Below are 11989 nucleotides of genomic sequence, written 5' to 3' on the forward strand. Positions count from 1 at the left end.
CCCCGCATCCTGCGGCAAGAGGGTGCGGGGCCCACATGTCGTTCGAGACAAGGTGCGCCGTCGGCGGGAATACGATACCGGCGGCGATGTGTACGATGGTACACATCGGAGTGTACGAACGTACACTATGGCGTGTAGGCTGGGGAAACGAACAACCGACCAGGAGGTGCGCCATGGGGGAGTCGACCCGTCGTTTCGATCCGGATCGCAAGGAACGCATCATCGAAGCGTGTCTCGACGTCATCGCGGACAAGGGCGTCGCCGGCGCGTCGCATCGCGTCATCGCAGCGGCCGCCACCGTGCCGCTCGGGTCGATGACCTACCATTTCGACGGCATGGCCGACCTACTGCACCAGGCGTTCGACCGGTATGCGGATCGCTGCATCGCCGCGTTCACGGCGCGCATGGATGAGGCGACCGATGCCGACGGCGCATGCGAGGCCGTCGCCCGCCACGTCGAAACCGATCTGGTGAGCACGCAGCGCGATCTCACCATCAACATGGAGCTGTACACCATCGCCGCCCGCGACGCCTCCTATCGCGACATCACCGAGCGATGGATGGCCGCCAGCCGTGCGCAACTGGAACGGTTCTTCGACGCTCCGACCGCCGCGATGCTGGACGCGCTCATCGAAGGCCTCACCCTGCATCGCGCGCTCGGCGACGCCACGCTTGACACCGCGGCCGTGCGCGAGGCCGTGCGTCGCGTCGTCCACGCCGACTGACCGCCAGCCGGCCGCGGCCTTCACCGCAAGACGATGTGCCGCACGGTGCGCAAGTCGGGCGAAATGAACCTGCTCGGTCATGGCAAGTCCGCATCGTGTTACCATATCCGCCGCAATCGATTCCATCGGAGAAGCGGAGGAAGATGCCCATGGGACGGCAGGAACGGCGCGGCATGCGCCTCAAGGCATTGAAGGCGGCGTTCCCGCTCACCGTGCCGATCGCGCTCGGATTCCTGTTTCTCGGGTGCTCGTACGGCATGCTCATGGGCACGAAGGGATTCTCGTTCGTCTGGCCGATGTGCATGAGCGCGTTCATCTTCGCCGGTTCGATGGAGTTCGTCACCGTGAACTTGCTGCTCTCCGCGTTCAACCCCGTGGCCGCGTTCCTGCTTACGCTCATGGTCAACGCGCGCCATCTGTTCTACGGCCTGTCCATGCTCGGCAGGTTCCGCGGTCTCGGATGGAAACGGCCGTATCTGATCTTCGGCATGTGCGACGAGACGTTCGCCATCAACTCCTCCGCGCGGATTCCCGACGGCGTGGACCGCGGCTGGTTCTACCTGTGGGTCACCGTGCTCAACCAGACGTACTGGGTGACGGGCGCGACGCTCGGCGGCGTGATCGGCTCGAACCTCCCGTTCGACACGGACGGCCTTGAATTCGTGCTCACCGCACTGTTTCTCGTCATTTTCCTTGATCAGTGGCTCGGCGCGGGCACCGGTCGCCGCGGCCGGGTCAGCGCCGTCGTCGGTGTGCTCGCGTCCCTCGCCTGCCTCGTCGCGTTCGGTCCGGACGATTTCATGATCCCCTCGCTGGTCGCGATGATCGTGCTGTTCGTCCTGCTGCGCCCGCGCCTCGACGACCTGCACGGAACGACCGACAGTGACGACGAAGACGCCGCCGAATCGGCGGAACACGGCGGAAAGGAGACGACGCGATGACGATGACGATGATCCAAGGGGTGCTCACCGTGGCCGTGGTGGCGGCCGGTACGATGCTCACCCGGTTCCTGCCGTTCCTCGTGTTCCCCGAGTCGAAGCAGCCGCCACGCATCATCGAATACTTCGGCAAGGTGCTGCCGTACGCGATGACCGGACTGCTTGTCGTCTACTCGCTGCGCAACACGCCCGTCCTGACCGGCAGCCACGGCCTGCCCGAGCTCATCGCCTGCCTCGTGATCGTGGCGCTGCACCTGTGGCGGCGCAGCATGCTGCTCTCCATCGCGGGCGGCACCATCGTGTACATGCTGCTCGTGCAGCTCGTGTTCTGAGACCCGCTACGAAGGGGGAGTAGACAATGCAGCAGTTCGGCATCGTGCTGGAGCAGATGATCGGCATGGCCGTGATGATGATCGTCGGCTACATCTGCGTGAGAACGAAGGTGCTCGGCGAGGCCGCGTTGAACGGCGTCTGCGCGTTCATCCTCAAAGCCGGCATCCCGCTGCTCGTCTTCTCGAACGCCGTGTCCGGCACCACGCGCGCCGACCTCATCGGTTCCGACGCGATCATCGCGATGACGCTCGTCATGTACGCGCTGCTCATCGGCCTGTTCACGCTGCTCTCCTACGTACTGCGATTGAAGCGCGAACGCGGTCGCATGTTCCGCGGCTGCTTCGCGTTCGGCAACGCCGGGTTCATCGGTCTGCCGCTCATCCTCGCCCTGTTCCCCGGCAAGGGCGCGCTGTACTTCGCGCTCATGTCCATCGTCGACCAGTTCCTGCTGTGGACGTACGGCGTGTGGACGTGCAAGAAAGTCGACGACCGGCAGTCCATCGCCGACGAGCGTCCCGCGCACGGCTGGCTTGACCGTCTCGCGCCGCTCGTCAGCCCCGCGCTCATCGCCGTTGTGCTCGCCGTCGTGCTGATCCTCGCCGGCGTGACCATCCCGGACGTCGTGCTCACCCCGTTGAAGACGCTCGGCTCGACCGCCTCACCCCTGTCCATGGTGTACCTGGGCGGGCTGTTCGCCATCCGCGACTGGACTGGGATCCTGCGCAAATACGAGCTGTACGTGGGCGTCGCCGTCAAGATGCTCGCGGTCCCCGTCGGATTCTACGCGCTGCTCACGTTCGTGCCGCCGATGATCGGCCTCGGCGCCGCCAACCCGGACATGGTGCACATGATGACCCTCGTCTCCGGACTGCCGACCATGAGCACCATGGTCATGTTCGCCGAACGAGAACACAACCAGCCCGAATACGCGATCGGCATGGTGCTCGTCACCACCGTCGCCAGCCTGTTCACGCTCACGGCCGTCTCGTTCCTCGTGTTCTGAACGCGTGACGACCCGCCGTCGCACCACCCGCGCGAGTCGCCGCAGTCAGGTATCATCAAGGGGAATTCCGGCGGAACCACGGATTCGCGTGTCCGCCATCGCACCATCGGAATCGCGACACATTGGGGGAAATATGGCTGGACGCCGCTCGACATACGTCGGACTGCACCGCAAACGCACCGACTGGCTCCTGATGGGGGAGACCATGCTCTGCGCCGTGCTCGCCGTCGTCCTCTGCGGCACCGTCGCCCTATGGCAGGCCCGCGCCTCCGAACGCGACGCCGCCCTCGCAGCGGCGAACGGCAAGGCCGGAATCGAACGCGTCGACACCTCATCCGCCTCGCTGAAGCGCAAGTCCGTCCCCAAAGTCAACGAGACGCTCGCCAAGCAGCGTGAGGCCGAGGAGCAGCGCGCGCGATGGACGAACCCCACCGGTGGCCCCCAACCCGACCTCTCGCAATACGCGAACATCAGCGTGGACGTGAGCATCGCCGACCAGAAGGCGTACGTCAAATCCGACGGGCAGACCATCTACACGATGATCACCAGCACCGGCATGGACGATTCCACACCGTACGGCACCTACACCGTCGACGCGCGAGGCACGCACTTCTTCAACGCGTCCGAAGGCATGGGCGCCGACTACTGGGTGCGCTTCTACGGCCCCTATCTGTTCCACACGGTACCCACCGGCCAGAACTTCGGCGAGTATCTGGAGGACGAAGGGGCGAAACTCGGCCAGCCCGCATCGCACGGCTGCGTGCGTCTCAGCGTCGCCGACGCGAAATGGCTGTACGAGCAGCTGCCCGACGGCACGCCCGTCACCATCGCCTGAATTCTCGGTGAACTTTCCGCCGTCCCGCGTATGACGCCCATACGCGGGACGGCTTTTCGATTATGCTGGAAAAACCGTATGCGCCGCATGTTCCGGCCGTTTCCGGAACACGATCATCGCGGATGGCACGACGGAAAGGAGACGCTCATGAGCATGCCGCTCGACCTGTACGTGATCCGACACGGCGAATCCGAGGCGAACATCATCGTCCAGGCGGGGGACCGGGGCGACAACTCGCTGTACACGCAGGACAATGTGACCGTCCCCGATCGCTCGTGGCGTCTGACCGGCACCGGGCGCAAGCAGGCCGACTGCATCGGCCGCTGGCTCGTCGGGCAGCAGCAGCTGTTCGACCGCTACCTCGTCTCCCCATACGTGCGCACGCGCGAAACCGCCGCCACGATGGCCCTGCCGAAGGCGAAATGGGAGGAGAACCGCGTCATCCGCGAACGCTCCTGGGGCGAGATCAACACGATTACCAAGGACGAGTTCAAAACCAACTACGCGCGCAACTGGATGTTCAAGAACACGGACCCGCTGTACTGGCGGCCGCCGGCGGGCGAATCCGTGGCCGACGTGGCCGAGGACCGCGTGCACAACGTGCTGAGCTCCCTGTCGCGCAAATCCGATCTGGGCAGCGTCGTCATGGTCACGCACGGCGACTTCATGCTCGCGCTTATGCTCACGTTGGAGGATCTCTCCGACGAGGAGTTCCTGCACCGCGCCGCATCCCCGGACTGGGCGATCACCAACTGCACCTGCCTGCACTACACGCGCCGTGACCCGGAGACCGGCCGCACCGCCAAACGCATGCACTGGGAGCAGACCGCGCGCCCCGTCCTCAACGAGGAGACCGGCAAATGGGAGGTGAAGGTGGACCCGTGGCGCGAGTTCAAACGCCCCTACCTGTCCAACGGCGACCTCGTGGACGTGGTGCACGCCGTCGACCCGCATCTGCTCGAATACCACGGCAGGTGACCGACGGCCGGACGTCCCGACGGCCAGACGTCCCGACGGATCGAACCCGACCGTGACGGCATGTGACCATAGGGCGGCTACAATGGCTTCGAATCGCGGGGAGTGAGGTACGCCCCGCAAGAGAGAAGCTAAGGAGAGCCATCTTATGAGCGAACCCAAAGGCAACATCTTCCAGTGGAAGCTGCACGGCGACGGCAAGACGCTCGCGCCCGGCGAGGTCGTCGAGCCCGACGAGCGCCTGACCTGGACGCGCACCGCCGGCATCGGCGCGCAGCACGTGATCGCCATGTTCGGCGCCACGTTCCTCGTGCCGATCCTCACCGGATTCGACCCGTCCACCACGCTGTTCTTCACCGCCATGTCCACCGCGCTGTTCCTGCTCATCAACAGGAACGTGCTGCCCAGCTACCTGGGTTCGAGCTTTGGCTTCATCGCGCCGATCACCGCGGTCACCACCGCGCACAAGGGCATCGCCGTCGCCAGCTTCGGCATCATGGCCACCGGCATCCTGCTCGCCCTGATCGGCGTCGCCGTGCACTACGCGGGCGCCAAGTGGATCGACATCATCATGCCGCCGGTCGTCAACGGCGCCATCGTCGCGATCATCGGCTTCAACCTCGCGCCCAGCGTGTGGAACAACTTCCAGGCCGCGCCCGACACGGCCATCGTCACGCTGCTCGCCGTGCTGCTCATCGCCGTACTGTTCAAGGGACTGCTCGGCCGACTCAACATCCTGCTCGGCGTGATCGTCGGCTACGCGTACGCCTGCTTCCGCGGTCAGGTCGACTTCTCCGCCATCGCCGACGCCGCATGGGTGGGCCTGCCGCACTTCCACACCCCGCAGGTCGACTTCACGATCCTGCCGATGTTCCTGCCGGTCGTGCTCGTGCTCGTCGCCGAGAACGTCGGCCACGTCAAGTCCGTGGCGCAGATGACCGGCCGTGACTACGACGACCAGATGGGCACCGCGCTGCTCGCCGACGGTCTCGGCACCACGCTCGCCGGTTTCGGCGGCGGCTCCGGCACCACCACGTACGGTGAGAACATCGGCGTGATGGCCGCCACCAAGGTGTATTCGACCGCCGCCTACTGGTGCGCCGCCGTCTTCGCGCTGATCCTCTCGCTGTGCCCGAAGTTCGGCGCCGTGATCAACACGATCCCCGCCGGCGTGCTCGGCGGCGTCACCACGCTGCTCTACGGCATGATCGGCATGATCGGCATCCGCATCTGGGTGGAGAACAAGGTCAACTTCGACAAGCCGCTCAACATCATGGTCGCCGCCATCACGATGATCATCGCGATCGGCCAGTTCGCGTTCACCGTGAACGGCATCTCGTTCAACGGCATCGCCATCGGCACCATCGTGATCCTCGTCGCCTACCACGGTCTCAAGGCCATCGGCAAGGCCACCGGAACCATCGAGAAGGACGATCCGGACATCCTCTAATCCCGGATTGCCCGTTCCAGGCCCCGTCGCGTGAGTATGCGAACCATGCTCACGCGACGGGGCTTTTCGTATCGCGGTTGCGGTATTCCCTCGGGGTCATGCCGAATCGTCTGCGGAACACGCTGATGAAATAGCTCGACGACGAGAACCCGCAGGCGCGCGCCGTTTCCGCCACCGACGCTTCGGTGACGGCAAGCATGCGCTTCGCCTCCTCCAGCCGGCGTTCGACGAGGAACTCGTTGGGAGTGCGGCGCACGTATCGGCGGAACAGGATGCAACATTGGCTGCGGCTCACACCTCCCGCCGCCGCGATGTCGTCCAATCCCAGAGGCTCGGCGAAACGCTGCTGGACGAGGCCGGTCATGTTGAGCACGGTCATAAGATCGCGCGGGTTCGCGTCCCGGCCTCCAGAGACGTTTCTCTGCTCCGCGTGCCGCCCGTTCCCGTCGCCTGCGCTTCCGTCTTCTGGATTCCCGTCTTCTGGATTCCCGGCACCGCCGTAACACGGTGTGAACCGGTCGAGCACCGAATCGCATAGACAGATCGCGGCGGCCACCGCCGGCAGCGGATTCGCGACGGCCACCTCGTCGGGTCTGGCCGCCCTCGCGGCGGAGCTCCGCAGTCCGCCGCCGGGCATGAGGCGCACGATGTCCTCCACGCCCATGAGCACCTCGCGCTGCCAGTCGACATCCGGCGAGAGCGTCAGGAAATCGGCCGTGTCCTGCGCGAACGCGCGGGCGCATCGCGTGCCCGTCGCCGCGGTCAGGTTCTCGAACAGCGAGGGGGAGACCACCGCGCAGGAGAACCATGATTCACGCCGGTCAGGCGAGAAACCGTAGTGGAGCCTACTGGAGTTGACGACCATGCCTTCGCCCGGATGCAGCACCGTCACCCGGCCGTTGACGAAGTAATGCAGGTCGCCGCTCACCACGTGGATGAATTCAAGGTCGCGATGCCAATGGCAGGGGCACCGGTAGTCGGCGAACGTGGACAACGGGTCGCAGCGCGCGTAAATCGGCAGTTCGGGAATGTTGTAGTAGATGTGCTCGGACATGTCCGAGAAGACGGTGATCTTCTTCGCGGGTTCCACCGGCATCGTCGCAGGCCTCCATCCGATACGGGATTTATACGATTTTGATATTATCATCGTCGTTGCCGCAATGATGCGGACATGTCGGAACGTGTCGGAGCCATATGATTAAAGCATCTTCGCACTGCAGTGGAAGAACGGAAAAAGGAATGCGACCTGTCGGGATGTGGACGATTGCGCCATGTCTCGACCTGTCGAAACCAAAGGAGTGATTCCCATGCGCAGCATCATCGACAACGAAATGAACGTCAAGGCCGTCTCCATTCTCGAGGGCTTCTTCGCCGCCTGCCGCGAGTGGATGGCGGAGCGGCTCGTCAGCCCGTACGAGGACGACTGGCTCTCCATCTGGTATCCGCAGAACGTCGCGCAGATGGCGTGACGCGCCGAGGCCGTCATGGCACGTCGGGCCGGATCGTCGGCCGGACCGGTGCGCCGCCGGGCGAAACGCGAGACGTGAGACGCGGCAAAGAAGCGTCTGACCGGTTCGATAGCCTGAACCATGAACCAAGGCAACCCGCATCGTCGTGAGGGAGATCTGGATATGGCAATGCAATCGGACGGAAAGAACATCGCGATCGTCACCGGCAGCGCGCTCGGTCTCGGCTATGAGCTGACCAAGCGACTGGTGGCCAAGGGCTGGTTCGTGGCCGGCGTGGACTTCAACGCCGAACGCCAGACCGAGCTCGAAGCCGAGTTCGGCGCCGAATCCTACAAGGCGTTCGTCGGCGACGTCTCCGACGAGACGTTCGTGAACGCGTCCATCGCCGAGATCGCGCGGATCGGACACGTCGACCTGCTCGTCAACAACGCGGGCCAGCCCTCGTTCAAGGTACCCACAGCCTATGAGGCCGCCGACGTGGACAAGTGTCTCAAGGGTCTCAAGGGCATGATCCTGTGGTCCGTCGCCACGCTCAAGGCGGACGGCGAGGCCGATCTCAAGATCGCGAACGTGATGAGCACCGCCGCCACGCGCGGCAACGCGAACGAATCCGTGTACTGCGCGACCAAGTGGGGCGAGAAGGGCTACACGCAGAGCCTCAAGGCCGCATACAAGGGCACCAGCGTGAAGATCGTCGGCGTCTACCCGGGCGGCATCGACACCGCGTTCTACCGTGACAGCCACGACTACGTGTCCGAGGAGAAGCAGCACACGTTCATGGATCCGGGCCAGCTGGCCGACGTGATCCTGTTCAACCTCGTCAACGATGCGAACCTCACCGTCTCCGACATCCTCATCGAACGTAACTACGTGTGACGGCCGCGTTGCCCGGTCAGGCGTCCGCGCTGCTGCGGCGTCGCCACCCGGCCGGGTTCCGCACGCAAAGTATCGGCCTTACGGTACTGTCGTATGGTTTGCGCAAACCGCGCATATCCCATATGACATGAAAGGCCGTTGTGCCAGATACAACCTTCTCCACGCCCGTCGTCGAGACGCGCGCCAAGACCTTCCTCGAACTCGGCGTACCCGAGCCGTTGTGCCGCGTGCTCGATGCGGACGGCAAGACCGAGGCGTTCCCCATCCAGGAGGACACCCTCCCCGATTCCCTTTCCGGCCGGGACATCCTCGGACGCGGCCGCACCGGTTCGGGTAAGACCCTTGCCTTCTGCATCCCGCTTGCCGCCCGCCTGTGCGAGGCCGCCTGGGAGCCGGGCATGGCGATGTCCGAATTCCGTCGCAATGTCAAGTTCATCCGCCGCGAACGTCTCGCCGAACGTGAGGAGCGCGGATTCCTGCCGCACCCGCATGGTCTCGTCCTCGCGCCGACGCGTGAGCTCGCCAACCAGATCAACGACGTGCTCGAACCGCTCGCCCGCATGATGGGCATGACCACGACCACCGTGTACGGCGGCGTCAAGCAGAACCGTCAGGTGCGCGACCTCAAGTCCGGTGCGGACATCGTCGTCGCCTGCCCGGGGCGTCTCGAGGATCTGCTGCGCCAGAAGCTGCTCACCCTGTCCGACGTGCGGATCATCGTCATGGACGAGGCGGACGAGATGGCCGACATGGGCTTCCTGCCGCCGGTGCGCCGCATCCTCAAGCAGGTTCGTTCCGATGCGCAGCACATGCTGTTCTCCGCCACGCTCGATCATGGCGTCGACGGTCTGGTGCGTGAGTTCCTGCGCGATCCGAAGACGCACAGCGTGGACGAGCCCGAGGCCGTGGTCGACACGATGACCCAGCACGTGTTCGAAGTGCCGAAGGACGACAAGTTCGAGGTGGTGCGCCAGCTGGCCGCCGGCACCGGCAAGCGCATCCTGTTCACGCGCACCAAGTTCCAGGCGAAGAAACTCGCGAAGAGCCTGACGAACAGCGGCGTGCCCGCGGCGCAGCTGCATGGCAACCTCAACCAGAACCAGCGCGACCGTAATCTCGCCGCGTTCGAGGACGGCGACGTGAACGTGATGGTCGCCACCGACGTGGCGGCGCGAGGCATCGACGTGAGCGGCGTCGAACTCGTCGTGCAGGTCGATCCGCCGGACGATCCGAAATCGTTCGTGCATCGTTCCGGCCGTACCGCGCGCGCCGGTCACACGGGCGACGTGGTGACGCTCGTGCTGCCGTTCCAGCGTCGCGAGGCGAAGCGCATGCTCAAGGCGGCCGGCATCGACGTGAAGCCGGTGGCCGTGCGTCATGATTCGCCGGAAGTGCAGGAGCTCGTGGGGGAGCGCGCCCCGATCGTCAAGGATTGGAACCTCGACGATACGCAGCCGGCCGGCAACCCGCGCAAGCGCAAGGACAACGGCGGCAAAGCCGCCAAGACCGAGAAGCGTGTGAAGGGCGGCAAGGGCCGTGGCGATGCCGGCGATGGTGAGACCAGGCCGAATCGTCCCGCGAACATCACGTTCGTCGAACGTCACGAGGAACCGGTGGATGAGCGCCGCAACCGTGCCGAACGTCGTGCCGGCATGCGCGACGTCGAGGCGGAACGCCGTGAACGTCGTTTCGAGACCGGCGACTCGCATCGTTTCAAGCGAGGCGGCCGCCGTGACGACGAGCGTGCGGATCGCAATGGCCGTAACGATCGTAAGGACCGCAATGGCAAGGGCGGCAACGGGGGCAAGCGCATCCACCGCCATGACGAGAACCGCGTCGTGCGGGATGAGCGTGGCGAGGCTGCGAAGCGTCATGACCGTCGCATGATCGCCAAGTACGGTTCGACGGACGGTCCGCGTCGCCGTCACTCCAAGCGCAAGTCGGTTCCCTTCCGTTCCCGCTGAAGCCGTCTGCGCCTCCGGGGGAAACGTCAGTACCGGTACAGCACCGCACCATCCGCATCGAAGATCGTGAACGTCGGCGTATGCTCGATGTCCAGTTCCACGCGGAGGTGCGTGTGCCCGTCGGCCGCGACCGAACGGTACGTGTACCGCTTGTTCTCCAGTTGATCCTTCTCGACGCGTGCGTCCTGCAGCCACGGGTTGCGGCGGCGCAACGCGATCAACGCCTGATGCAGTCTGTAGGTAGGTTCGCCGAGTTTCGACAGCTGGTCCGGCGTGTCCGGGAATTTGGGGCGCACGTCGTCGTCGCCGCCGAACCGCTGCTCCTTGACTCCCACGTAGCCCTGCTCGTCACCGTAGTAGATGCTGGGCACGCCGCCGACCGTCATCAGTACGGCGAGGGCGAGTGCCGCCTTCTCCGGTCCGATTTCGGAGGCGATGCGCGTCACGTCGTGATTGCCGATGAACGTCTGCGGGATGAACGTGTCGAGGAACGCGTTGTGGCGGGTGAGGTTCCAATCGAGTTCGAAGAAGTTGTCGGTTTCGAGCGCATGGCGAATCGACTTCCATAGTTCGTACTGCGTGATCGAATCCATGGTGGATTCCACGGCGATGCGCGGGTAGTCGCCGTGGATCACCTCGCCGAAGATCCACGAGTACGGATGTGCGGCCTTCACCTGCGGCAGGACGTTCGCCCAGAATCCGGATGGCACCGCGTAGGCGGCGTCGAGACGCCAGCCTGACGCGCCCCGATCGAGCCAATGGTTCATCACGCGGGTCACGTAGGCGACGGTCTCAGCACTGCCATGGGCGAGGTCGACGAGGTCGCCGTGGCCTTCGAACACGCCGAGCGTCGGCTTGCCGTCCGCGCCGATTGTGGTGTTGACGAGACCGTGCCACGGGTCGTCGGCGGGGGAGAGCGTGCCGTCGGCTTCGTCGAGGGCGGCCTGGACGGCCGGGTGGCGGCGGGACACGTGGTTGAACACGCCGTCGAGGATGATGGACATGCCCATGTTCCGGCATGCCTCGGCGAGACGGTCGAACGCCTCATCACCGCCGAGACGCACGTCGACGTGCATGTGGTCGAGCGTGTCGTAGCCGTGTGTGGCTGATTCGAAGATCGGGCCGAGCAGCAGGCCGGACGCTCCCAGATCGCGCATGTAGGGCAGCCAGTCGATCATTGCGTCGAGTCCGCGTCCGTGGAATTCCCGCTGGCCTTGCGGGCGGATGTCCGCGCCGCAGAAACCGAGCGGATACACGTGCCAGAACACGCCGTAGCGCACCCAGTCAGGCAGTTCGCAGGCCTTGTTCGCAACCATCAGGTACCTCCCGTCCGAAGCGGATGCCTGTCCTTCGTCGCATCCGCATTGACACCTTGTCTATTTTCTCACGCGGAGGGCGGTTCCGCAGGCATGGCGCGCCGT

The 11989-nt window shown here is 64.9% G+C and carries 12 protein-coding genes; 10 read left to right on the top strand and 2 right to left on the bottom strand.

Translation table 11 applies throughout. The features are described from left to right. Positions 1–173 precede the first annotated feature (173 nt). The 7 genes from AC1AYR_RS03080 to AC1AYR_RS03110 all read left to right on the top strand — a co-directional run bounded on the left by AC1AYR_RS03080 (position 174) and on the right by AC1AYR_RS03110 (position 6259). A complete protein-coding gene (locus AC1AYR_RS03080) occupies positions 174–725 on the top strand; it encodes a TetR/AcrR family transcriptional regulator (RefSeq protein ID WP_476511465.1) in 552 nt (183 codons plus the stop codon). Between the two features lie 149 nt (positions 726–874). After that, a complete protein-coding gene (locus AC1AYR_RS03085) occupies positions 875–1666 on the top strand; it encodes an AzlC family ABC transporter permease (RefSeq protein ID WP_476511464.1) in 792 nt (263 codons plus the stop codon). Further along, positions 1663–1995 (top strand): branched-chain amino acid transporter permease, encoded by a 333-nt coding sequence (locus AC1AYR_RS03090; protein ID WP_476511463.1) that lies wholly within the window; start codon positions 1663–1665, stop codon positions 1993–1995. The genes AC1AYR_RS03085 and AC1AYR_RS03090 overlap by 4 nt, the downstream gene beginning before the upstream one ends. 26 nt (positions 1996–2021) lie before the next feature. Further along, positions 2022–2999 (top strand): AEC family transporter, encoded by a 978-nt coding sequence (locus AC1AYR_RS03095; RefSeq protein WP_476511462.1) that lies wholly within the window; start codon positions 2022–2024, stop codon positions 2997–2999. A 133-nt stretch (positions 3000–3132) separates the two neighbouring features. Beyond that, positions 3133–3834, top strand: coding sequence for a L,D-transpeptidase (locus AC1AYR_RS03100; RefSeq protein ID WP_476511461.1), 702 nt, complete (start codon positions 3133–3135; stop codon positions 3832–3834). A gap of 147 nt (positions 3835–3981) precedes the next feature. Next, positions 3982–4812, top strand: coding sequence for a histidine phosphatase family protein (locus tag AC1AYR_RS03105; RefSeq protein ID WP_476511460.1), 831 nt, complete (start codon positions 3982–3984; stop codon positions 4810–4812). A 145-nt stretch (positions 4813–4957) separates the two neighbouring features. Next, on the top strand, positions 4958–6259 hold the full coding sequence (locus AC1AYR_RS03110) for a uracil-xanthine permease family protein (protein ID WP_476511459.1): 1302 nt from the start codon (positions 4958–4960) through the stop codon (positions 6257–6259). Between the two features lie 49 nt (positions 6260–6308). Here AC1AYR_RS03110 and AC1AYR_RS03115 read toward each other — a convergent pair whose 3' ends face one another. Then, positions 6309–7355 (bottom strand): AraC family transcriptional regulator, encoded by a 1047-nt coding sequence (locus AC1AYR_RS03115; RefSeq protein WP_476511458.1) that lies wholly within the window; start codon positions 7353–7355, stop codon positions 6309–6311. A gap of 211 nt (positions 7356–7566) precedes the next feature. Here AC1AYR_RS03115 and AC1AYR_RS03120 point away from each other — a divergent pair, with 211 nt between their 5' ends. The 3 genes from AC1AYR_RS03120 to AC1AYR_RS03130 all read left to right on the top strand — a co-directional run bounded on the left by AC1AYR_RS03120 (position 7567) and on the right by AC1AYR_RS03130 (position 10568). Then, positions 7567–7728, top strand: coding sequence for a hypothetical protein (locus AC1AYR_RS03120; protein WP_476511457.1), 162 nt, complete (start codon positions 7567–7569; stop codon positions 7726–7728). Positions 7729–7896: 168 nt separating this feature from the next. After that, complete coding sequence (locus tag AC1AYR_RS03125) at positions 7897–8604, top strand: SDR family oxidoreductase (protein ID WP_476511492.1); 708 nt, start codon at positions 7897–7899, stop codon at positions 8602–8604. 140 nt (positions 8605–8744) lie between these two features. Next, on the top strand, positions 8745–10568 hold the full coding sequence (locus AC1AYR_RS03130) for a DEAD/DEAH box helicase (protein WP_476511456.1): 1824 nt from the start codon (positions 8745–8747) through the stop codon (positions 10566–10568). Positions 10569–10594: 26 nt separating this feature from the next. Here the strand turns inward: AC1AYR_RS03130 and AC1AYR_RS03135 are convergent, their stop codons facing one another. Continuing rightward, the gene (locus AC1AYR_RS03135) at positions 10595–11884 is read right to left on the bottom strand and encodes an alpha-amylase family protein (RefSeq protein WP_476511455.1); all 1290 of its coding nucleotides are present in this window, start codon (positions 11882–11884) and stop codon (positions 10595–10597) included. Positions 11885–11989 lie beyond the last annotated feature (105 nt).

Source organism: Bifidobacterium sp. LH_417 (genome assembly GCF_056357035.1).